The sequence below is a fragment of the Streptomyces sp. NPDC006296 genome, assembly GCF_040613235.1.
Classification (GTDB): Bacteria; Actinomycetota; Actinomycetes; order Streptomycetales; family Streptomycetaceae; genus Streptomyces.
Genome location: NZ_JBEXRT010000007.1, coordinates 1 through 21,010, shown reverse-complemented (window position 1 = coordinate 21,010; position 21,010 = coordinate 1). Strand labels below are relative to the sequence as shown.

The following is a 21,010-nucleotide window of genomic DNA, read 5'->3' as shown; positions in this document are numbered from 1 at the left end:
CTCCCCCACGGCGGCAGCGGCATATTCACCGCTGCCAGTTGAGGACGTTACGGAAGGTGGCGACAGCGCAACACCCCCTTCGGGCCCAATCTTGGATGGCCCGAACGGACTATGCGTACGCGGCAGATCACCCAGAGGAGTGACGCAGGGACATGCGTGATCATCCCGGCGCAATCGGGGCACACAACGCAACTCACAGCGGACATTCAGCGACGGATACGGCGAATTCGGGAACGCCTTCGCACTGGCTGAATTCCGTTGAGGGCCGTGCAGGGGGGTTGATGCGCAATCGGACTGCTGTGACAGTTGAGAGCAGCTTAGGCCAAGGCCTGTACCTGTGTCCGGCGAATGAGAACGTAGGCTGCCCTCATGCCAAAGAAGCGCTCAGGCGGGGGTCTGACGACGACCCAGCAGGCCGCCAAGTTCCTCGGTGTCGCCGCGCTCTCCGGAGCTGTGCTGGCGGGCATCGCGCTCCCGGCCGCCGGCGCGCTCGGGCTCGCGGCCAAGGGGACGGTCGAGGGATTCGACGAGATCCCCTCCAACCTCAAGACCCCGCCGCTGAGCCAGCGGACCACCATCCTGGACAGCGAGGGCGGTGCGATCGCCACCGTCTACTCCCGTGACCGCACCGTCGTACCGCTCACGGACATCTCCCCGTACATGCAGGACGCGATCGTCGCCATCGAGGACTCGCGTTTCTACGAACACGGCGCGGTGGACCTCAAGGGCATCCTGCGCGCGATGAACCGCAACGTGCAGGAGGGCGGCGCCGCGCAGGGCGCGTCGACGCTCACCCAGCAGTACGTCAAGAACGTCTTCGTCGAGGAGGCGGGCGACGACCCGGACAAGGTCGCCGAAGCCACCCAGCAGACCATGGGCCGCAAGGTCCGGGAGCTGAAGTACGCGATCCAGGTCGAGGAAGAGCTCGGCAAGAAGAAGATCCTGGAGAACTACCTCAACATCACGTTCTTCGGGCAGCAGGCCTACGGCGTCGAGGCGGCCTCCCAGCGCTACTTCTCCAAGCACGCGAAGGACCTGAAGCTGGAGGAGGCCGCCATGCTGGCCGGCCTCGTCCAGTCGCCGACCCGGTACGACCCGGTCAACGACTCGGAGGAGGCGACCAAGCGGCGCAACACCGTGCTGACCCGCATGGCCGCCGTCGGCAGCATCTCCCGGGCCGAGGCCGACAAGGCCATCGCCACCCCCATCAAGCTGAACGTCAGCAAGCCGAACAACGGCTGCATCACGGCCGTCAGCGGCGCCGGGTTCTTCTGCGACTACGTCCGCAAGACGATCCTGACCGACCCGGCCTTCGGGAAGACCGACGAGGAGCGGGCCAAGCTCTGGAACCTCGGCGGCCTGACCATCAGGACCACCCTGTCGCCGCGGGCGCAGAAGGCGGCCGACGAGGCCGCGACCTCGAAGGTCAACAAGGACGACAAGATCGCCGCGTCCGTGGTCCAGGTCCAGCCCGGCACCGGCAAGATCCTCTCGATGGGCCAGTCCCGCCCGTACGGCCTGGACCAGAAGCAGCACGAGACGGTGCTCAACCTCGCCGTCAGCAGCAAGATGGGCGGCAGCACCTACGGCTTCCAGGTCGGTTCGACGTTCAAGCCGATCACGGCAGCGGCGGCCCTGGAGAAGGGCATCGACCCGGCGCAGAGCTACAGCTCCGACTGGAAGATCTCGATGCCGATGGACTCCTACCGGAACTGCGCGGGAGCGCCCACCGGCAGCGGGACCTGGGACCTCCAGAACGAGCTGGAGTCCGAGAAGGGCTCCTTCGACATGACGAGCGCGCTCGGCAAGTCGATCAACACCTACTTCGCCAAGCTGGAACAGCGGGCCGGGCTGTGCGAGACGGTCACCATGGCGAAGAAGCTCGGCTACGAGCGGGGTGACGGCAAGCCCGTCTCGGACAACCACCCGTCGATCACGCTGGGCGGCACGGAGAGCACCCCGCTCGGCATGGCCGCCACGTACGCGGCGTTCGCCAACCGCGGCACCTTCTGCACGCCGATCGCCATCGAGGCCATCAAGGACGCGAACGGCAAGAAGGTCGCCGTACCGAAGTCCTCCTGCTCGCCCGCGATGAGCGAGAAGACGGCCGACACCATCAGCCAGATGCTCAAGGGCGTCGTCGAGGACGGCACCGGCACCCTGGCGGGCCTGACCGACCGGGACAACGCGGGCAAGACCGGTACCACCAACGACCGCGTGGACGCCTGGTTCGTCGGCTACACGCCGAACCTCTCCACGGCCGTGTGGGTGGGTGCGGACGTCGGCAAGAAGGTGCCGATGTACGACATCACCATCGGCGGCCAGTACTACGACAAGGTCTGCGGCGGCTGCCTCCCCGGCCCCATCTGGAAGACCGCGATGACCGGCGCCCTCGACGCCTCGGAGACCCCGTCCTTCAACCCCGTCTCGGTGCCGCGCGCCAAGGACAAGGGGCAGGACAAGGGCCGCGGCGGTGACAACGGCGACGGTGGAGACGACGGCCGGCCCGGCGCCGACCCCGCCGGCGGCATCACCATCCCGCCCGGCTTCATCGGCGGCAACGACGGTGGCGGGAACAACAGGGGCGGGAACAACGGCGGCCACAACGGGCGCAACGGTCCCTGACCGCTCCGCCCGCACGGCCACACGGTGAAGGAGGGGCACCCCCGACGGGGGTGCCCCTCCTTCGTGTGCGCGGGCCGGTCCTCAGCCCGCGAGCAGCTTCTTCACCGTGGCGGCGACCCGGCCGCCGTCCGCGAGACCGGCCACCTTCGGATTGACGATCTTCATGACGGCGCCCATGGCCCGCGGCCCCTCGGCCCCCGCGCTCCTCGCCTCCTGGACGGCCTGGGCGACGATCACGTCCAGCTCGTCGTCGGAGAGCTGCTTGGGCAGGTACGCGTCCAGCAGCTCGCCCTCCGCCCGCTCGCGCTCGGCCTGCTCGGTCCGGCCGCCCTGCGCGAAGGCCTCGGCCGCCTCGCGGCGCTTCTTCGCCTCCTTGGCGATCACCTTCTGGACCTCGTCGTCGGAGAGCTCGCGCGACGTCTTGCCGCTGACCTCCTCCTTGGTGATCGCGGTCAGGGTGAGCCGGAGGGTGGACGAGGTGAGCTCGTCACGCGCCTTCATGGCCGTGGTGAGGTCTTCCTTGAGCTTGGACTTGAGCGTGGTCATGCGGTGATTGTGACAGGTACGGGGCACTCGCCGCCCGCCGGTTTTCGTCCCACCGCACCGTTTCTGCGACGATGGCCCCATGCGCGCACGCTACGGAGTACCCCTGAAAATCACGGCAGTCGGCGCAGCGGTCGGTGCCGCCGGCCTCGTCTACGCGGCCGGGTTCGAGGCACGCTCGTTCCGCCTCCGCCGGATCACGATCCCCGTCCTCCCGCACGGGGCACGCCCGTTGCGCGTACTCCAGGTCTCGGACATCCACATGGTGAGCGGGCAGCGCAAGAAGCGCGCCTGGCTGCAGTCGCTGGCCGGTCTCCGCCCGGACTTCGTGGTGAACACCGGCGACAACCTCTCCGACCCGGAGGCCGTGCCGGAGCTGCTCGACGCGCTCGGCCCGCTGATGGAGTTCCCCGGGGTCTACGTGTTCGGCTCGAACGACTACTACGGCCCGAAGCTCCGCAACCCGGTCCGCTACCTCCTGGAGAAGACCCAGGGCAAGCACGGGCTCAACGGCAACGCGCCGGCCGTCGGCGTCGTCCACAACCCGTGGGAACCGATGCGGGACGCCTTCGACGACGCCGGCTGGCTCAACCTCACCAACACCCGGGGCAGGATCAAGGCCGACGGGCTCCAGATCGCCTTCACGGGCCTGGACGACCCCCACATCAAGCGCGACCGCTACGCCGAGGTCGCCGGAGGTCCCGAGACGGACGCGGACCTGTCGATCGGCGTGGTCCACGCGCCGTACCTGCGCTCCCTGGACGCCTTCACCGCCGACGGCTACCCGCTGATCCTGGCCGGCCACACGCACGGCGGCCAGCTCTGCATCCCCTTCTACGGCGCCCTGGTCACCAACTGCGACCTGGACACGGACCGGGTGAAGGGCCTCTCCGACCACATCGTCGGCGACCAGCGCTCCTACCTGCACGTCTCGGCGGGCTGCGGCGCGAACCGCTACACCCCGGTCCGCTTCGCCTGCCCGCCGGAGGCGACCCTGCTGACGCTGGCACCACGGGACTGAGCAGCCCCGCACCCCGCCCGTCCCGCGCCCGCCGCGGCTCCGCGCTGCCGGTCCAAACCGGATTTCGCCTCCGGGCGCGGGTGGGCTAAAGTAAGTGATGTCGCCGGGACACCGGTGGGCATCGGGGTGTAGCGCAGCTTGGCAGCGCGCTTCGTTCGGGACGAAGAGGTCGTGGGTTCAAATCCCGCCACCCCGACAGCTGAAACACCAGGTCAGGCCCGGTACTGAGAGATCAGTACCGGGCCTGACCTGTGTGTGGGGGCCAATGTGGGAGCCGTTCGGGTGCCGCCGTCACGATGGGCTCCCCGGGCAGGAGCGCCCGCACGGAAACACCCCGCCGCCCGAGGCCGTCTCCGGTGCCGAGAAGGAGATCCGGCCCCGACATCTCGCACCGGACTCACTCGTCGTCCGCGCTCCACACCGCCTCGCCGCTCTCGTGACTCGGACAGCCATCCCTGCAGAGATCCGACGCTCACGCGGACCGTCGCCCCTTGGCCCCGGCCGGGCGGCACCCCACGGTGAACGTCGCTCGCAGGAGCCCCGTCCGCCAGGGCATCCTCATCCGCCCCGGTTGCGGCTGCTGTCCGAGACGGACTTGACGCGCCCTCAGCCGTCGCGGTGGCGGTGACGGGTTCGTGGCGTCGACGCCTGCGAGGAACGTTTCGACACGGCCACCGCGCTCCGCAGGGTCAGCGTGCCTCCCTGCGGGTCCGCCGCACCTCGCGGTCGACGGCCCAGGCGTCGGCGACCGGGCCGAGGTGGGCGAGCTTGTCGGGATTGATGACGGAGTGGATGGTCCGGATCCGACCGTCGAGGACGTCGAGGGCGAAGATGTGCAGGACCTTTCCGTCGCGGTCGCGGAACAGCGCGCCCGGCCGGCCGTTGATGTCCCGTGGCTCGCAGGTGACGCCGGTGCGGGTCATCAGCGGGTGCACGGTGGCCAGCAGCCGGGCCACATGCCCGGCGCCCGCCACTCCGCGGGCCAGCCTCGGGGCCTTGCCTCCCCCGTCGCCTACCAGCTGGACGTCGGCGGCGAGCAGGTTCTGCAGGGCGTCCACCTCTCCACGGGCCATCGCCTCGAAGAATCGCCGCGCCAGCTCCCGCTGCTGGTGCCGGTCGGCCTCGAAGCGAGGCCGGCCTTCGTGCATGTGGCGGCGCGCCCGCACCAGCAGTTGCCGGCAGGCCGGCTCCGAACGCCGACCGTCTCGGCGATCTCGTCGAAGCCGAAGTCGAAGACCTCCCGCAGCACGAACACCGATCGCTCCAGCGGGCTGAGACGCTCCAGGAGCAGCAGTGCCGCCATCGAGACCGATTCGGCGAGTTCCGTCGCGCGGGCCGGGTCCTGGTAGGGGTCCTCCAGCAGCGGCTCGGGCAGCCACGGCCCGGGGTACTCCTCGCGCCGCACCCGGGCGGAGCGCAGCACGTCGATCGCGATGCGGGTCACCGTGGTCGACAGGAACGCCTTGGCCGACACCGGCCGGGTGGTCGTGGCGTCGTAGCGCAGCCATGCCTCCTGGACCGCGTTCTCGGCCTCGCCGACACTGCCCAGGATCCGGTAGGCGATCGAGAACAGCAGCGGCCGCAGCTCCTGGAATTCCTCGGTCTTCCTCACGTCTGTCCCCCTGGTCCTTCGATGTCCCGAGCCTTCTGATCCTGGCACCGGCCGTGTGGGAACGGGGCGGTTCAGTGGAAGCGGCCGGCTTCGTACCCGCCGCCCGGCCGGCGGGTGATGACATTCATCCGGTTCGTCATGTTCATGAATGACACCAGCAACACGAGGGCGGTGAGCTGCTGCTCGTCGTAGTGGCGGATGGCCCGCTGCCACACACCGTCGTCCACGCCGGTGGCCGCGTCCGCGATCCGGGTGCCCTGCTCCGCCAGTGCCAGCGCCGCGCGTTCGGCCTCGGTGAAGACCGTCGCCTCCGGCCAGGCCGCGACCAGGTTCAGCCGCACCTGGTCCTCGCCTGCTGCGGCGGCGTCCTTGGTGTGCATGTCGATGCAGGCCGCGCAGCCGTTGATCTGGCTCACCCGCAGCGCCACCAGCTCCCGCACCGCCGCGGGCAGCGCAGAGTCCTTCAATGCCCGTCCTGCCGCCATGACGTGCTTGAGGACAGGGCCGGCGCTCGCCTCGGCGACGTAGTCCAGTCGTGCGTCCATCGTGTGCTCCTCGGGGTCGGCCTGCGGTCAACACCTGGGACGGGACCGCGCCTGCGCCTGCGCCTGTGACACGGAGCGAGGTGATGCACGTCTCACCGCCTGTCCGCCCCGGGGATGTCACAGGCCGGGCCGCCGCCTCGTCCTGTGCTCGGAGCCCTTGATCAAGGCTTCTCCTTTCGTCCGCTCGCCCCAGGGAAGGTCACTGGTATGGAGAGCCTTCGCCATGTGTTGCTCGTCTTTCATCTCTTCGGCTTCGCCGCGATCCTCGGCGGGCTGTTCTACCAGTTGCGGGGCAAGGATCCGGTCGCAGGCGGCTACATGGTCACGAGCGCGGGTGTCCAGCTGGTCACGGGGGCCGGGCTGATCTGGATCCGCATGTCTCTGGACCTGCCGGTGATCGGCGCGAAGATGTGGGTGAAGCTGGCCCTGGACGCCCTGGTGGCGGCGATCGCGCTGGTGGGCATGCGCAACCGGAAGGCGTGGCCCTTCTACGGTGTGGGCGTCTCCACGGCCGCCGCCGTCGTGGTGGCCGTCGCCTGGACGTAGTGGTCCGCTCGCGCAGCGGGCGGCGCAGGATCTCCTGGAACTGCTGCTCGGGCACGCGAGCGCGCCGGACGGTGGAACAGTCACTCGTGTTCGGCCGGCACGCCTGCTCGCCGGCCGGTCTTCCGATACGGGCCTGACGGCGCATCGGCGAAGCGCTGCCCGGGTGGCGTTCGGAAGCCGGTCCGCTCCCACCCGGTCTCGCCCCGCCTCCGTGACGAGTACGGAGGCCGGCCCGCGTCGCAGGCAGGCAGGCGGACGGGCGGGGTGGGCGCGTTCAGGGAAAGCGCAGGGTGAGGGTCAGGCCTCCCTCGGTGCCGGGGCGGGCCGTCAGGGTGGCGTGGTGGGCTTCGGCGATCGAGGCGGCGATGGAGAGGCCGAGGCCGTGGCCCGTCGTCGCGGTGCGGTCGCCGTCCAGGCGGCGGAAGGGCTCGAACAGGTCGGGAACGCGCTCCGGCGCCACACGGGGGCCGGTGTTGCTGACGGTCAGCGTCGGGGCGTCGAGGCGTACGAGGACGTGGCCTCCGGCGTGGTTGTACTGGATGGCGTTGCGGACCAGGTTGGCCACCAGGTGGCGCAGCAGGACCGGGTCCCCGGGAACGGTCAGCGGGGTAGCGGTCTCGACGGCGACGTGCACGGCGTGCTCGGTCGAGAGCGGGGCGAGTTCGGAGGTGACGAGGCGGGCGGTGGCTGCGAGGTCCACGGGTTCGGTCTGTTCGGTTCCGCGGTCGCTGCGGGCCAGCAACAGCAGGGCGTCGACCAGCTTCTCCGCTTCCCGGTTGGCGAGCAGCAGGTCCTCGCGCACCTCGGTGAGGCCGTCGGGCAGCGGATCGGCGAGGCCGACCTGGAGGCTGGTGCGCTGCACGGCGAGAGGGGTCTTGAGTTCGTGGGAGGCGTTGGCGACGAACCGGCGCCGGCTCTCGAACGACTTCTCCAGCCGGTCGAGCATCGAGTCGAAGGTGTCGGCGAGGCGATGGAGTTCGTCGTCCGGGCCGGGGAGCGCGAGGCGTTGGTGCAGGTTCTGCTCGCTGATACGGCGGGCGGCCTCCGTCATGGAGGTGACGGGACGCAGTGCCCGTCCCGCCAGCCACCGGCCGAGCAGGCCGGCGAGGAACGCCATGACGAGGAGGCCGACGGCGGACCAGAGCACCATCTGGCGCAGTGCGGTGTCCTGCACGGCCTGCACCGTCCGGTCGATCTTCTGGATCGCCGCGGTCTCACCCGGAGAGCCGGACGGGCGGCCGGGGTCCGGCCGGGTGGGGCGTGCGGCGCCGAAGGGTGCCGTCTCCTCGGTCGGTGCGTCGCCGTACGTGATCGACATCCCCTGGACCTGCTGGTCCGTTCCGTAGCGTGCGAGCACCACCACGAAGGCCAGGAGGAAAACACCGGCGAGGAGGAAGAGCCCGGAGAAGGACACGGCCAGGCGGGTACGGAACGGCAGCCTGCGCAGCAGGGCCCTCGGGTTCAGTCGCACAGCCGGTATCCCTCTCCCCGGTCGGCGGCGATCAGGCCGGGGTCGCCGAGCTTGCCGCGCAGCCGGCTGACGGTGGCGCGGACCGCGCTGGTGCGGGGGTCGAGGTGCTCGTCCCAGACCGTGCGGACGAGTTCGCCGTGCGGCACCGGGGCTCCGCCGGCCCTCACCAGCAGGTGCAGGACCGCGAACTCCTTCGCGGTCAGCTCCAGCGGGCGGCCCCCCACGGACACCTCGTGCCGTGTCTCGTCCAGGACGATGCCCGCGAAGCGCAGGACACGGGACGGCGGTTTGGCGACCCGACGCCCCAGCGTCCGCACCCGGGCGACCAGTTCGTCGAACTCGAAGGGCTTCGGCAGGTAGTCGTCCGCGCCGAGTGTGGTGAGTCCGTAGACCCTGTCGGTGAGCCCGCCGGCCGCGGTCAGCATCAGGATCCGCGGTGGGTCGGAGAGTTCACGCAGCCGCCTGCACACCTCGTCGCCGCTCATGACCGGCAGGTCGCGGTCGAGGATCAGTACGTCGTAGGCGGTCAGCAGGCACATCCGCTCGGCCTGGTCGCCGGTGGAGGCGATGTCGACCGCCATGGCCTCGCGGCGCAGCCCGGTGGCGAGGGTGCGGGCGAGAACACGGTGGTCCTCGGCTACCAGAACTCTCATGCACCCCATGAAACCAAGGTCGCGCTTGCAGCCGGATAAGGACGCGGAACGCCGTGGCAGGAGGCGGTGGACGCCCTGGCGTCCTGCTCTTATGCCGGTGTAACACGCTTATCCCGCTGCACACGGCCGACTGCTTTCGTCTCGGCATGAACTTCGTCAAGCGCGCCGGGATGAGCCTCGGTGCCAGGAAGCCCAGGACCGCCGCCCTGTTGGCGATCTTCGTCGTCCTCTGCACCCTGCTCCTCGGCGGCTTCCTGCTGCAGAGCGCCGCCGCCCGTCAGGAAGCCGACGCGCAGCGCACCGTCGGCGTCGACGTGACCGTCAGGAAGAAGGGGCTCACCCCGGCCCTCGCGGACCGGATCGGCGCCGCGGACCCGGTGCACCGCTACAGCCCGGAGGTTCCGGTGCGGGCGGAGGCACGCGGGTTCACACCGCTCGTCGCGGACGTGCCGGCGCCGGAGGGCGACGGAGCCGGGCAGCGGGAGCAGGGCCCGCTCGCCGTGACCGGCGTGCGCGACCTGGGCATGCTGCTGCCCTTCTCGTACGGTTCGACGAAGACGACGGAGGGGCGCGGCATCACCCCGGAGGACGCCGGCCGGAACGTCGCGGTGATCGAGCAGCGCCTGGCCGCCGGGAACCACCTCGGCGTGGGCGACACCGTCCACGCGCGGTCGGCGGACGGCCGGCGTGAGGTGGCCCTGAAGATCGTCGGCATCTTCCAGGACCCGAGGCGGGATCAGCCGGGCTGGGCGCCTCCGCACGAACTGCCCGGCAACACGCTGTACGTACCGGTGCGCACCGCACAGACCCTCGGCACCGGTCCCGCCAAGGTCACCGAGGCGGTGTACAAGGTCGGTTCGCCGGACCGGGCCGGGCAGCTGCACGCCGCTGCCGAGCGAATCCTGGGCGGGGGCGGCTTCGACTTCCGCGTCAACGACAAGGCGTACCGGGACCAGGTCCGGCCCGTCCAGCGGGTCGGCGCGTTCGCGGGACTGATCGTCTGGGTGATCACCCTGGCCGGCGCGCTGGTCCTCGGCCTCATCGTGACCCTGCAGATCCGCGAGCGGCGGGCCGAGCTGGGAGTGCTGCTCTCCCTGGGCGAGAAGAAGTGGAAGCTCATCGGCCAGCACGCCGTGGAAGTGGCGGCCGTGGCCCTGCCCGCGGTCGCCCTCGCCGCTCTCGCCGGCTCGCTCGCCGGGCAGCACGCGGGCGACGCGCTCCTCGGCCGGCAGGGCGACGAGCCGGTCACGGCGGCCGGTGCGCCGGACACCGTGACCGCTCCACCCGCCGTGCGGGTCGAGCCGGCGGCCGTCGGCAAGGTCGCCGGTATCGGTCTCGGCATCTCCCTGGTCTCCACCGTCGTCCCGGGCCTCGGGATCCTCCGGCTGCACCCCCGTTCCCTTCTCACCGACAGCGAGTAGTCCGCCGTCCGGCACATCGCCACGGACCCGGAGACCCGCAGCTTCCACAGATCCGCAGCCCCACAGCCTCCACAGACACGGAGAGTCGACCTCGATGAACTTCGTCAAACGGGCAGGGCTCAGCCTGTGGGCCCGCAAGGCCCGCACCCTGATCACCCTCGCCACCTTCCTCGTCATCTCCGTGATGGTGCTCGCCGGCGTCCTGATCGACGACGCGACCGCCCGGGCCGAACAGGACGCCAAGCGCTCGGTGGGCGCCGAGCTCAACCTCGCCATGGACCTGGGCGCGCTGGGCGACGGCGGAGGAGGCGGGCTCCAGGCCCCGCGGATCGACGCCGCGACACTCGACAGACTCGGCGCCCTGCCCCAGGTGCAGAAGTACACCTACGCGATGTGGGACCGGGCCCTCCTCAAGGGCAGCACCACACTGGTCGACGGCGGGCCGGACAACCCCATGGGCCCGGGGGGCACCGTGGGCATGGGCGTGCTCGACACCTCGCTGCTGCCCGGCTTCCGCAGCGGTGCGCTCACCCTGCTGTCCGGCCGGCATCTCTCCGCCGCCGACAAGGACGCGAAGCAGCTGCTGATCGAGGAACGGCTGGCCGGGAAGAACGGCCTCGACGTCGGCGACACGATCACCCTGACCGGCAACGACGGCACGATCACGGCCGACTACACCGTGGGCGGCGTCTTCCGCGACGCGCGTCCCGCCGGCGAACCCGATCCCGAGTACGGCATCGATCCGGCCAACATGCTGTACGGGACGGTGGGCGGCATGTCCGCCCTCGTCGCCGAGAAGGACGGGGCGCCGCAGGTCGGTGCGGCGACCTTCCTCCTCCAGGACGCCGATGCGCAGGGCGCGTTCAAGAAGGAGGCGCAGCGGATCGCGGGAGCGGAGCTCGACGGCTTCACGCTGGACGCCAACGACAAGGCGGTCCGGCAGATGACGGGCCCGCTCAGGAGCATCCGCTCCACGGCGACCGCGGCCATGTGGCTGATGGCCCTCGCCGGCGCGGCCGTCCTGGCGCTCCTGGTCAACCTCGCGGTCCGGCAACGCCGCAAGGAGTACGGCGTCCTCCTCGCGATGGGCGAGAGGAAGGGCCGGCTCATCGCCCAACAGGCCCTGGAGATCCTCGTGGTGGCCGCCGTCGCCCTCGGGGTGAGCTCGCTGTTCGCCCCGGAGCTGACCCAGCGCGCCGGCCAGGCGCTGCTCGGCAGGGAGGCCGCCTCCGCCCAGCACAGGCTCGACTCGTGGGAGGCGCCGCCGCCCGGCAGCACCGGACTCGGCGAAGGCGTCGACATGAACGACAAGCCCGTGGAGAACGCCGATCCCATCGACCAAATCACGGTACGGCTCGCCCCGGAGGATCTCGCCGCGATCGGCGGCGTCGGTCTCGGGATCGGGCTCCTCGCCACCGCCGTACCGGCCGCCGCCGTGCTGCGCCTCAGCCCCCGCTCCATCCTCACGAAGGGCAAGTGAACCGCCATGACCAGCGCCACCACCCCACCCGTCCTGCGGCTCGCCGGCGTCAGCCACACCTACTCCGGCCACCGCCGCAGCACCACCGTCCTCAGGAACATCGACCACACCTTCGAACGCGGCACGTTCTACACCGTCCTGGGACCCTCGGGCAGCGGCAAGACCACCCTGCTCAGCCTCGCGAGCGGTCTCGACACCCCCACCAAGGGCGTGATCAGCTTCGACGGACAGGATCTCACCGCGCTGGGGCTGGGCCGCTACCGCAACAAGCACGCCGCCACGGTCTTCCAGCAGTACAACCTCCTCACCTACATGACCGCGCTCCAGAACGTGACCACCGCGATGGAGATCACCGGCACCAGGCCCGCGACCGGGACCCGCAGGGCCCGTGCCCTGCAACTCCTCGAAGACATGGGCCTCGACAAGGCGATGGCCACCCGCAACGTGCTGCAGCTCTCCGGCGGTCAGCAGCAGCGCGTGGCCATCGCCCGCGCCCTCGCCTGCGACGTCGACATCCTGTGCGCCGACGAACCCACCGGAAACCTCGACGAGGACACCGCCCGGGGCATCATCGACACCTTCCGCGAACTCGCCCACGAGCGGGGCACCTGCGTGGTCGTCGTCACCCACTCCCAGCAACTGGCCGCCCGGTCCGACCGCATCCTCCACCTGCGCAAGGGCAAGCTCACGGAGCAGGTGAACGCATGAGGACGACCCGCGTGACACAGGCGGCAGCCGCTCCGCTGCTCGTCCTCGTCCTGACCGCCTGCGGCAGCGACCCGAGCGGCTCCCCCGACACCGACCGGCCGTCGACGCCCCGGGAGCAGCCCACCGGCGACGTGCGGGCAGGGACCGGGCCGGCATCCGAACTGCCGGACGGCTGGCTCGAATCCCTGCAGGAGTACGCGGACTGCCTGAACCGGAACGGCGCCCAGGACGTCGAGGTCGACACCGCACGGGGCGGCCTGGCCCTGGACAGCGTCCTGCCCCCGGACGCCGTACGCACCTGCCTGCAGTACAACCCCGTGCACAAGAACGGCGGCCCCAGGGAGATGAAGCCCTGACGGGGGTGCGTGGTGCGGGCGCCGGCCGGGTCCTCCGAGTCGGGGCGGGACGGGGCAGGCTCGGCTCGTGGATCCGTGTCCCGCTGCCCCGCCGTCCCGCTGCCCCGCCGTCCCGCCGTCCCGCCGTCCCGCCGTCCCCGAGGAGTCGCCTACCGCTCCCGCCCGGGGACACCGGGTGCCGGTGCGGCCTCGTCGGGCTCGGGGGCGGAGGCCGGGGCGGTCCGCTCGGGTCCGGGGAAGACCGTGCCGTCGAAGATCTTGCGTGCGGTGCGCACCACCGCGGTGCGCCGGACGACCGGGGTGCCGTCCGCGTCGGTCCCGACACCTGCCTCGATGTCCAGGAATCCGGTGGGGTGTTCGATGCGCAGCCGGTCGCCGTGGGCGGGCAGTCGGGCGATGTCCGCGGCGACGCTGCCGGGGATGCGCAGCCCGGCGGCCACGCCGGCGGCGCCGAGGACGCCGATGGAGGTGTGGCAGCGGTGCGGGATGAAGGTGCGGGTCGTCACCGCGCCGTCCTGCGCGGGCGGGGCCAGCAGGCTGAGTTTGGGCACCGTCGTGTCGCGGACGTCGCCGAGCCCCATGAGGCGGCCCGCCTCCAGCCGGATCCGCTCGATGCGGTCGCGGAGCGCGGGGTCGTCCTCCAGTTCCCGCGGTGTCTCGTGTCCCGTGACGCCCAGGGCGTCCGCCGGGATGAGCACGGTGGGCATTCCGTTGTCGACGCAGGTCACCGGGGTCCCGGCGACGACCTCGCGTGCGCGGCCGGTGGGCAGCAGTGGGGCGGCGCCCTGCGCGAACTCGATCACCACCGGTGCGGCCGTCCCGGGCACCCCGGAGATCACGGCCGCGCCGGTGTAGTCGACGCGCCCGCCGGGAGTGGGGAACGTCGCGGTGGCCAGGTCACCGGAGTTGAGCATCCGGATGCGTACGGAGGTGTGGCCGTCCCGGGCGGGGACCAGCCCGCGTTCCACGGCGAAGGGGCCGATGCCCGCGAGCAGGTTGCCGCAGTTCTGACGGTCGGACACCTCCGCGGTGTCCACGGCGACCTGGAGGAAGAGGTAGTCGACGTCGGCTTCCGGATCGTCCGCGACGGAGACGACCGCGACCTTGCTGGTGAGCGGGTGCCCGCCGCCGAGACCGTCGATCTGGCGCGGGTCGGGGCTGCCCATGATGCGCAGCAGCAGTCCGTCGCGGGCAGCGGTGTCCTGCGGCAGATCGTCGGCCAGGAAGTAGGCGCCCTTGGACGTGCCGCCCCGCATCAGGAGGCAGCGGACCTCGGCCGGCCCGCCGGTCATGCCCCGGCCTCCGGGGCTCGCCCGGCTCGCCCCTCGCGGACCGGGGCCCCGTGGAGTCGGCCGGCGCGGATCCGTCCCTCCCGGCGGGCTGCACCGGTGCACGGCTCCGCACCACGCGCGTCCGTCGCCGGCGTCGTCTCACGCGCGTCCGTCGCCGGCGTCCGGTGGAAGGCGCCGCTCATAGCGGCCGCTCCGCTGTCCGGATCGTGTCGGTCGTCATGCTGAGATCTCCTTGCCGGACAGGGCCCGGGCGGGGCATGGGCAGGGCGTGGACGGGCCTGGACGGCACTCCGGACCCGGGCGGGGCGAGGCACACCGGGTGCACCGGCCGACCGGATGCGACGCGACGGCGCTGTGCCCATCGGCCGCGGACATACGACGGCGGTAGGCCGGCCGGGCGCCCGGGCGGCATCCGGGCCGGGTGTCTCTCGCTCGCCGGCTGGGAGCGGACGGCCACCCCGCCCCCCTGAGTGCGTGCCTATCGAACCTAAATCCGGCGCGACAAGATTGTCAACAATTACGTTGCCCATATTGCAGGCGATGACAGGCCCCGATACGGCACCTCCGTACGCCGCCCCCGCACGGACCTCCCCGTACACCCCGCACGCACGTGGGCCCGGCCCCCCTCGATCGGGGAGCCGGGCCCACGTAGGCACCGGGCGGCGGTGCGGCACCCTCGGCGCGCCACCGCCGGAGGTCGGTCAGGCGGCCACCGTGGTGCCCTCGACGACCTGGCGGAGCACCTCGGTCAGCGAGGTGACGACCTCGGCGTCGTCCGCCGGGTGAAGCTCGGCGAAGCGGGTCACGGAGCCGGGGATGGAGAGCTTGGCGTCCGCGAGGACCGCTCCACCGGCAAGGCCCGCGGCCTTGCGCGCCTCGTCCTGGGCCCACACGCCGCCGAACTGGCCGAAGGCGGTACCGACCACGGCGACCGGCTTGCCGGTCAGCGCGCCGGCGCCGTACGGACGGGACAGCCAGTCGATGGCGTTCTTCAGCACGGCCGGCATGGTGCCGTTGTACTCGGGCGAGAACAGCAGGAACGCGTCGGCCTGTCCGGCGGCGGCGCGCAGCTCGGCGGCGGCAGCCGGGACACCGCCCTCGACGTCGACGTCCTCGTTGTAGAACGGGATCTCGGCGAGGCCCTCGTACAGCTCGATCTCGACGCCCTCGGGCGCGTGCTTGACGGCCGCCTCGGCGAGCTGGCGGTTGTGGGAGCCGGCGCGGAGGCTGCCGACGAGGGCGAGGATGCGTACAGACATGGGGGAAGCTCCTGGGAGACGGAGACTGCAGAAGTAAGCGGACCACGGTCCGTTTAAAGTTGTACCACCTAAACGGACCGTGGTCCACTTATGCCGGTCCGGGGCTACCCTGAAGCCATGACCGCTCCCCCCTCCCCGCTGCCCGGGCCGCCCGACCCCGGCGAGACGCGGACGAGCCTCACACTCGCCGCCGTCGGCGAGCCGGAGCTGCTGCGGGCGGACGCGGCGCGGAACCGAGCGCTCCTGCTGGACGCGGCCTCTCGCCTCCTGGCCTGCTGCGGGGCCGCGGATCTGACCATGGAATCGGTCGCCGCGGCCGCCGGCGTGGGCAAGGGCACCGTCTTCCGGCGCTTCAAGGACCGCACCGGTCTGCTCATCGCCCTGCTCGACCACCGGGAGTCCCTGCTGCAGGCTGCCTTCCTCTCCGGACCGGCCCCCATGGGCCCGGACGCCCCGGCGGCCGAGCGGCTGCACGCCTTCGGCCCCGCCGTGCTGCGCCACGAACGTGACCACCACGAGCTCATCCTGGCCTCCCGCACCGACCCCCTGCGCACCTACACGGTCCCCGCGCAGCGGCTGAGGATCAGCCATGTCACCCTGCTGCTGCGCGAGGCCCGCGCGGCCGGTGAGCCGGAGCTGCTCGCGCACATCCTGCTCGGATCGATCGACACCCCGCTCGTCCACCACCTGACGTGCGAACGCGGCATGTCCGTCGAGCGGTTGGAACAGGGCTGGCACGACCTGCTCATCCGGTACGGCGTGCCGCACTGACGGCAGCTCCCCCGGACCGCTCCCGCACCTGGATCAAGGCGTGCGTGCCGCTGGTCCGCCAGGCGTGCCCGGACCGCTCCAGACCGTCCAGGGTCCGCGGATCCAGACCGACGACGACATCGGACTTCAGGGTGCGCAGCGCGGCGACGGCCCCCGGGAAGTACGCCGTGCACGCCGCGAACGACGTGGTGGCGGGCCACTGCCGGTCATCCACCAGGCGGCGGTAGTTGAGGTCGCCCTTCAGGATCGTCAGGGCCGCCTCCCCGAACTCCGCCCGGAGGTCGTCGGGCATCCGCGCGTACGGAAACGGGGCGCAGAAGAAGGCGTGGGCCCGCACCCGGAGCCGGCCGGCGCCCATCGCCTCCCTGATCCGCCCGCCGATCGCACCCGCCTCCCCCGGGGCTCGGTGCAACCGCCGTACGCAGTCGGCGACATCGGCCGTCGTCGCGTCGGAGACGTAGTACGGACCGGGCTTCACGTGGAGCACGACCCGGTCGGCGTGCCCGTGCGCGAGCAGGTGGTCGACGAGGACGAGGTCGGGGATCAGCTCGCGTCCGGTGTTGTCGGCGACGACCGCGACGGTCGCGCGGGCCCCCGGCGGCAGGAGCGACCACAGCAGCGCGCTGTCGTCGGCGACCAGGCCGGGGGCGGGTCCGCCGGGCTCCGTCCCGCCGGGAGCTGACCCGCCTCCCGGCCCGTGAAAGCCGAGATCGGCGCGGTTGCCCCAGAGCGAGGCCCGGAGCAGAGCGGCCGCTTTCCCGGCCGCCGGTACGCCGGCGAGGTCGTCGAGGGCGCGGAGCTCCTCCTCGACCGCGGCGCCGTCCAGTTCGGCACGCTTGAACGGGGCGAAGGGGTCGACGCCCCGCCACGGCCCGTCCCCGAAGTAGCCCACGGCGCCCAGGAGTCGGCGGTAGAAGTAGCTCTCCGACCAGAGGAACGGGGCGTCGAACCAGGAGTGTCCGACGTGCGCGCGCCCCCACTCCAGCCAGCGGCCCCGGTCCGGACACGAGTGGTCCAGCGGTTCGACGACGCCCTCGGCGATCTCGTGCAGCAGGCTCTCCAGGGCACGGAGTTGCCGCGGGCCGTACGGAAAGGCCTCACGCACCTGCCCGACCAGGGCCGGATGCCGTTCCGCCATGACCCCCCGGGCGAAACTGCCGGGCTCCCGGCAGGTGATCACCGGAGGGAGGCCCTGGTCCGGCCCGGCCCCGGATACCGTTCGTGTGTCGCCCATGCACCCAGTCTGCCCGGCCGGCGGGCCGCCCGCCGCACGAAGATCCGCATGGCGCGGGACCGCCGCGCGTGCGGGTATCGGCGTCGTGCGGCGGGCGCGTCGCACGGGCGCCGCTCCCCGTCCCCGGTGCGTACGGGCCGGCCGGGGTACGCGAACAGGTCCGGGCGCCCGGCGCCCGGTGGCCGACGGCCGCGGCCAACCGCCGCGGGCGAACCGGCACATGGACGGGCCGGGCCCTGGCTACGATATACAGCGAATCTGACGACTTGCCCCAGGAAAGGGAACCCGCACCCATGCCGGCCGAGACATTCGAGTTCCAGGTAGAAGCGCGCCAGCTCCTGCAGATGATGATCCATTCGATCTATTCGAACAAGGATGTATTCCTGCGTGAGCTGATTTCCAATTCCTCCGACGCGCTGGACAAGCTGCGACTTGAGACTCTCCGCGACGATTCGCTCCGGGCGGACTCGTCCGATCTCCACATCGCCATCGAGGCGGACAAGGAGAAGCGCACCCTGACCGTGCGCGACAACGGCATCGGGATGTCGCACGACGAGGTCGTGCAACTGATCGGGACGATCGCCCATTCCGGTACCGCCGCATTCCTCAAGGAGCTCAAGGAGGCGAAGGACGCCACCGCTTCCGAGGAACTCATCGGACAGTTCGGCGTGGGTTTCTATTCGAGCTTCATGGTCGCCGACGAGGTCACCCTGCTGACCCGCCGGGCGGGCGAGGACACCGGTACCCGCTGGCAGTCCAGCGGCGAGGGCACCTACACCGTCGAATCCGTCGACGACGCCCCGCAGGGCACCTCGGTCACGCTGCGGCTCAAGCCGGAGGACACCGAGGACAAGCTCTTCGACTACACCTCGCCCTGGAAGATCAGGGAAATCGTCAAGCGCTACTCGGACTTCATCACCTGGCCCATCCGCATGGCGGCCGAGGGGGGCGAGGAGGACGCCGAGCCCGGCACCGAGACGGTCAACTCGATGAAGGCCCTGTGGGCCCGGTCGAAGGACTCCGTGACCGATGAGGAGTACAGCGAGCTGTACAAGCACATCAGTCACGACTGGACCGACCCGCTCGAAACCATCCGTATGCAGGCGGAGGGGACCTTCGAGTACCAGGCGCTGCTCTTCCTGCCGTCCCACGCACCGCAGGACCTGTTCATGCAGGACCACAAGCGCGGGGTCCAGCTGTATGTGAAGCGCGTGTTCATCATGGACGACTGCGAAGCGCTGATGCCGACGTATCTCCGTTTCGTCAAGGGTGTGGTGGACGCCCAGGACCTCTCGCTCAACGTGTCGCGGGAGATCCTCCAGCAGGACCGCCAGATCGAGATGATGCGGCGCCGGCTGGTCAAGAAGGTGCTGTCGACGGTGAAGGACATGAGGTCCGGCACCCCCGAGAAGTACGACACGTTCTGGAAGGAGTTCGGCCGGGTCCTCAAGGAGGGCCTGTTCCAGGACTTCGAGAACCGTGACGCGATCCTGGAGATCTCCTCCTTCGCCTCGACCCGGGACGAGGAGGGTCTGACCACCCTCCGCTCGTACGTCGAGCGGATGAAGGAGGGGCAGGAGCAGATCTACTACATGACGGGCGAGTCGCGTGCGGCCATGGAGAGCTCGCCCCACATGGAGGCCTTCCGCGCCAAGGGCTTCGAGGTCCTCCTGCTGACCGACCCGGTCGACGAGGTCTGGGTGCAGTCCGTCCCCGAGTTCGACGGCAAGCCGCTCCAGTCCATCTCCAAGGGCGAGGTCGACCTCGACAGCGACGAGGAGAAGAAGGAGGTCGAGGCCGAGCGTGAGAAGCAGCAGCAGGACTACGCCGGCCTGCTGACCTGGATGACGGAGCAGCTCGGCGACACCGTGAAGGAGGTGCGCCTCTCCTCGCGGCTCACCGTCTCGCCGGCCTGCATCGTCTCGGACACGCACGATGTCACTCCGGCCCTGGAGAACATGTACCGCGCCATGGGCCAGGAGGTGCCGCAGATCAAGCGGATCCTCGAACTCAACCCCTCGCACGCCCTCATCAGCGGGCTGAAGAAGGCGCACACCGAGCGGGCCGGCGACGAGGGTGCCGGCACCGAGCTCGCCGAGACGGCCGAGCTCGTCCACGGGCTGGCCCTGCTCTCGGACGGCGGCGAGCTGAGCGACCCCTCGCGCTTCAGCAGGCTGATGGCGGACCGCCTGGAGCGCACGCTCTGACGGATCCCCCTCTCCGCACGGCTGCGGCCGCCAGGCTTCCTGGCGGCCGCAGCCGTGCGGCGTACCGGGGGCGTGCCGACGGGGCGGGAGCGGACGGCGGGCGCACGTTCGAACAGACGGCTCTGCCCCCGAGGTGACGCAGAGGAGTCGCGACGGGGGTCGGAATGTTCCACAACTTCACTCTTTCGAGCGCGTGTTGAAGGTTTATCTACGCGCGGAGCATCGTCTACCGAACGATCCTTCGGGCATATCAGACGACTTTCCGCGCGGCCATTACCGCCGGGTACCGGAAGCTGCTAGAAACGTGCTCGCCCCACGAACCCCCCACTCGTCCCCCACGTTTCGAAGGGCTGGCAGCCGTGTCAGTACGAACCTTCCGGGCTTCCGTCTGCACCCTCGCGATCGCCGCCGCCGCCGCGCTCGGTGTCGCCCAACCCGCCTCCGCCGCCGGCGAGAACTACGTCGCTCTCGGTGACTCCTACTCCTCCGGAGTGGGCGCCGGCAGCTACACGTCGGAGAGCGGTGACTGCAAGCGCAGCACCAACGCCTACCCCTACCTCTGGAACAACGCGAACGCCCCGGCGTCGTTCGCGTTCGTCGCCTGCTCGGGCGCGACGACCTCGACCGTGTCCAGCAGCCAGCTCGGTGCGCTGAGTTCGTCGACCACGCTCGTCAGCCTCACGGCGGGCGGCAACGACGTCGGGTTCGCGGACGTCATGCAGACCTGCGTCCTGCAGAGCGAGGCCACCTGCGTGAGCCGGGTGAACACGGCGGTCTCCGAGGTCCAGAACTCGCTGCCCGCCAAGCTCGACTCCCTGTACGCGGGCATCCGTTCGCGGGCCCCGCAGGCCCAGGTGGTGGTGCTCGGATACCCCCGCTTCTACCAGCTGTCGGGCAGCTGCATCGCCGGCCTCACCGAGACCGAACGCGGAGCGATCAACAACGCCTCGGACGTGCTCAACGGGGTGCTGGCCAAGCGGGCGGCCGACGCGGGGTTCACCTTCTCCAGCGTCGTGGACGAGTTCACCGGGCACGAGATCTGCTCGGGTGACGCATGGATCCACAGTGTGACCGTCCCGGTCACCAACTCCTACCACCCCAAGGCAGCCGGGCAGTCGAACGGCTACCTGCCGGCCTTCCGCTCCGTGGCGTAACGCGCGGCGGACCGGCCCGCACGACGTGCGACGGCACCACCGGCGGCCACCGCCGGTGGGCAGCCCAGCTCCATCGCCAGCGCGGCGTCCGACGCGGTCCCGGCGCCGGCGT

Annotated in this window: 17 protein-coding genes, 1 tRNA gene and 1 pseudogene; 11 read left to right on the top strand and 8 right to left on the bottom strand. The window is 71.0% G+C overall.

The window, feature by feature from the left end:
- Nucleotides 1-369 precede the first annotated feature (369 nt).
- A complete protein-coding gene (locus ABZ172_RS06930; protein ID WP_356880939.1) occupies nucleotides 370-2,625 on the top strand; it encodes a transglycosylase domain-containing protein in 2,256 nt (751 codons plus the stop codon).
- An 81-nt stretch (nucleotides 2,626-2,706) separates the two neighbouring features.
- On the opposite strand, the gene ABZ172_RS06925 is transcribed toward ABZ172_RS06930, so the two are convergent.
- Nucleotides 2,707-3,171 carry a GatB/YqeY domain-containing protein gene (locus ABZ172_RS06925; RefSeq protein ID WP_356880937.1) on the bottom strand — a complete coding sequence of 155 codons (465 nt, stop codon included), beginning with the start codon at nucleotides 3,169-3,171 and terminating at the stop codon, nucleotides 2,707-2,709.
- Between the two features lie 79 nt (nucleotides 3,172-3,250).
- Between ABZ172_RS06925 and ABZ172_RS06920 the strand changes: the two genes are divergently transcribed.
- Together ABZ172_RS06920 and ABZ172_RS06915 are read left to right on the top strand one after the other, a co-directional pair.
- Complete coding sequence (locus ABZ172_RS06920) at nucleotides 3,251-4,189, top strand: metallophosphoesterase (RefSeq protein ID WP_356880935.1); 939 nt, start codon at nucleotides 3,251-3,253, stop codon at nucleotides 4,187-4,189.
- 122 nt (nucleotides 4,190-4,311) lie between these two features.
- Nucleotides 4,312-4,385 (top strand) — tRNA-Pro (locus ABZ172_RS06915).
- A 493-nt stretch (nucleotides 4,386-4,878) separates the two neighbouring features.
- Here ABZ172_RS06915 and ABZ172_RS06910 read toward each other — a convergent pair.
- Nucleotides 4,879-5,801, bottom strand: a pseudogene (locus tag ABZ172_RS06910) (RNA polymerase sigma-70 factor).
- 71 nt (nucleotides 5,802-5,872) lie between these two features.
- Complete coding sequence (locus ABZ172_RS06905) at nucleotides 5,873-6,346, bottom strand: carboxymuconolactone decarboxylase family protein (protein ID WP_356880933.1); 474 nt, start codon at nucleotides 6,344-6,346, stop codon at nucleotides 5,873-5,875.
- A 207-nt stretch (nucleotides 6,347-6,553) separates the two neighbouring features.
- Between ABZ172_RS06905 and ABZ172_RS06900 the strand changes: the two genes are divergently transcribed.
- Entirely contained in the window at nucleotides 6,554-6,892 is a 339-nt protein-coding gene (locus tag ABZ172_RS06900; protein WP_356880931.1) for a hypothetical protein, read from the top strand.
- A gap of 274 nt (nucleotides 6,893-7,166) precedes the next feature.
- Here ABZ172_RS06900 and ABZ172_RS06895 read toward each other — a convergent pair whose 3' ends face one another.
- Both ABZ172_RS06895 and ABZ172_RS06890 read right to left on the bottom strand, forming a co-directional pair.
- Nucleotides 7,167-8,363, bottom strand: coding sequence for a HAMP domain-containing sensor histidine kinase (locus tag ABZ172_RS06895; protein ID WP_356880929.1), 1,197 nt, complete (start codon nucleotides 8,361-8,363; stop codon nucleotides 7,167-7,169).
- The gene (locus ABZ172_RS06890) at nucleotides 8,354-9,016 is read right to left on the bottom strand and encodes a response regulator transcription factor (protein ID WP_356880927.1); all 663 of its coding nucleotides are present in this window, start codon (nucleotides 9,014-9,016) and stop codon (nucleotides 8,354-8,356) included. The genes ABZ172_RS06895 and ABZ172_RS06890 overlap by 10 nt, the downstream gene beginning before the upstream one ends.
- A gap of 146 nt (nucleotides 9,017-9,162) precedes the next feature.
- Between ABZ172_RS06890 and ABZ172_RS06885 the strand changes: the two genes are divergently transcribed.
- The 4 genes from ABZ172_RS06885 (at nucleotide 9,163) to ABZ172_RS06870 (ending at nucleotide 12,981) form a co-directional block, all read left to right on the top strand.
- Nucleotides 9,163-10,437, top strand: a complete 1,275-nt coding sequence (locus ABZ172_RS06885; RefSeq protein WP_356880925.1) for an FtsX-like permease family protein — start codon at nucleotides 9,163-9,165, stop codon at nucleotides 10,435-10,437.
- A gap of 94 nt (nucleotides 10,438-10,531) precedes the next feature.
- Nucleotides 10,532-11,917 (top strand): ABC transporter permease, encoded by a 1,386-nt coding sequence (locus tag ABZ172_RS06880; RefSeq protein ID WP_356880923.1) that lies wholly within the window; start codon nucleotides 10,532-10,534, stop codon nucleotides 11,915-11,917.
- Nucleotides 11,918-11,923: 6 nt separating this feature from the next.
- Nucleotides 11,924-12,625 carry an ABC transporter ATP-binding protein gene (locus tag ABZ172_RS06875; RefSeq protein WP_356880921.1) on the top strand — a complete coding sequence of 234 codons (702 nt, stop codon included), beginning with the start codon at nucleotides 11,924-11,926 and terminating at the stop codon, nucleotides 12,623-12,625.
- Nucleotides 12,622-12,981: a hypothetical protein gene (locus tag ABZ172_RS06870; RefSeq protein ID WP_356880919.1), complete on the top strand. Its 360-nt coding sequence runs from the start codon at nucleotides 12,622-12,624 to the stop codon at nucleotides 12,979-12,981. The genes ABZ172_RS06875 and ABZ172_RS06870 overlap by 4 nt, the downstream gene beginning before the upstream one ends.
- 149 nt (nucleotides 12,982-13,130) lie before the next feature.
- On the opposite strand, the gene ABZ172_RS06865 is transcribed toward ABZ172_RS06870, so the two are convergent.
- The gene (locus ABZ172_RS06865; protein ID WP_356880917.1) at nucleotides 13,131-14,273 is read right to left on the bottom strand and encodes a 4-oxalomesaconate tautomerase; all 1,143 of its coding nucleotides are present in this window, start codon (nucleotides 14,271-14,273) and stop codon (nucleotides 13,131-13,133) included.
- 701 nt (nucleotides 14,274-14,974) lie between these two features.
- Nucleotides 14,975-15,532 (bottom strand): NAD(P)H-dependent oxidoreductase, encoded by a 558-nt coding sequence (locus ABZ172_RS06860; protein WP_356880915.1) that lies wholly within the window; start codon nucleotides 15,530-15,532, stop codon nucleotides 14,975-14,977.
- A 117-nt stretch (nucleotides 15,533-15,649) separates the two neighbouring features.
- On the opposite strand from ABZ172_RS06860, the gene ABZ172_RS06855 reads away from it, so the two are divergent.
- Entirely contained in the window at nucleotides 15,650-16,303 is a 654-nt protein-coding gene (locus ABZ172_RS06855; RefSeq protein ID WP_356880913.1) for a helix-turn-helix domain-containing protein, read from the top strand.
- Here the strand turns inward: ABZ172_RS06855 and ABZ172_RS06850 are convergent.
- Nucleotides 16,278-17,537 carry a damage-control phosphatase ARMT1 family protein gene (locus tag ABZ172_RS06850; RefSeq protein WP_356880911.1) on the bottom strand — a complete coding sequence of 420 codons (1,260 nt, stop codon included), beginning with the start codon at nucleotides 17,535-17,537 and terminating at the stop codon, nucleotides 16,278-16,280. The genes ABZ172_RS06855 and ABZ172_RS06850 overlap by 26 nt on opposite strands.
- A 293-nt stretch (nucleotides 17,538-17,830) precedes the next feature.
- Here ABZ172_RS06850 and htpG point away from each other — a divergent pair, with 293 nt between their 5' ends.
- Both htpG and ABZ172_RS06840 read left to right on the top strand, forming a co-directional pair.
- Nucleotides 17,831-19,744: a molecular chaperone HtpG gene (gene htpG / locus ABZ172_RS06845; RefSeq protein WP_356880909.1), complete on the top strand. Its 1,914-nt coding sequence runs from the start codon at nucleotides 17,831-17,833 to the stop codon at nucleotides 19,742-19,744.
- Between the two features lie 359 nt (nucleotides 19,745-20,103).
- On the top strand, nucleotides 20,104-20,898 hold the full coding sequence (locus tag ABZ172_RS06840; RefSeq protein WP_356880907.1) for an SGNH/GDSL hydrolase family protein: 795 nt from the start codon (nucleotides 20,104-20,106) through the stop codon (nucleotides 20,896-20,898).
- Nucleotides 20,899-21,010: the final 112 nt, after the last annotated feature.

What these genes read in the sequence shown, in the direction of transcription:
- ABZ172_RS06930 (WP_356880939.1), top strand. Translation starts at nt 370, where the DNA reads ATGCCAAAGAAGCGCTCAGGCGGGGGTCTGACGACGACCCAGCAGGCC.
- ABZ172_RS06925 (WP_356880937.1), bottom strand. Translation starts at nt 3,171, where the DNA reads ATGACCACGCTCAAGTCCAAGCTCAAGGAAGACCTCACCACGGCCATG.
- ABZ172_RS06920 (WP_356880935.1), top strand. Translation starts at nt 3,251, where the DNA reads ATGCGCGCACGCTACGGAGTACCCCTGAAAATCACGGCAGTCGGCGCA.
- ABZ172_RS06905 (WP_356880933.1), bottom strand. Translation starts at nt 6,346, where the DNA reads ATGGACGCACGACTGGACTACGTCGCCGAGGCGAGCGCCGGCCCTGTC.
- ABZ172_RS06900 (WP_356880931.1), top strand. Translation starts at nt 6,554, where the DNA reads ATGGAGAGCCTTCGCCATGTGTTGCTCGTCTTTCATCTCTTCGGCTTC.
- ABZ172_RS06890 (WP_356880927.1), bottom strand. Translation starts at nt 9,016, where the DNA reads ATGAGAGTTCTGGTAGCCGAGGACCACCGTGTTCTCGCCCGCACCCTC.
- ABZ172_RS06885 (WP_356880925.1), top strand. Translation starts at nt 9,163, where the DNA reads ATGAACTTCGTCAAGCGCGCCGGGATGAGCCTCGGTGCCAGGAAGCCC.
- ABZ172_RS06880 (WP_356880923.1), top strand. Translation starts at nt 10,532, where the DNA reads ATGAACTTCGTCAAACGGGCAGGGCTCAGCCTGTGGGCCCGCAAGGCC.
- ABZ172_RS06875 (WP_356880921.1), top strand. Translation starts at nt 11,924, where the DNA reads ATGACCAGCGCCACCACCCCACCCGTCCTGCGGCTCGCCGGCGTCAGC.
- ABZ172_RS06870 (WP_356880919.1), top strand. Translation starts at nt 12,622, where the DNA reads ATGAGGACGACCCGCGTGACACAGGCGGCAGCCGCTCCGCTGCTCGTC.
- ABZ172_RS06865 (WP_356880917.1), bottom strand. Translation starts at nt 14,273, where the DNA reads ATGACCGGCGGGCCGGCCGAGGTCCGCTGCCTCCTGATGCGGGGCGGC.
- ABZ172_RS06860 (WP_356880915.1), bottom strand. Translation starts at nt 15,532, where the DNA reads ATGTCTGTACGCATCCTCGCCCTCGTCGGCAGCCTCCGCGCCGGCTCC.
- ABZ172_RS06855 (WP_356880913.1), top strand. Translation starts at nt 15,650, where the DNA reads ATGACCGCTCCCCCCTCCCCGCTGCCCGGGCCGCCCGACCCCGGCGAG.
- ABZ172_RS06850 (WP_356880911.1), bottom strand. Translation starts at nt 17,537, where the DNA reads ATGGGCGACACACGAACGGTATCCGGGGCCGGGCCGGACCAGGGCCTC.
- htpG (WP_356880909.1), top strand. Translation starts at nt 17,831, where the DNA reads ATGCCGGCCGAGACATTCGAGTTCCAGGTAGAAGCGCGCCAGCTCCTG.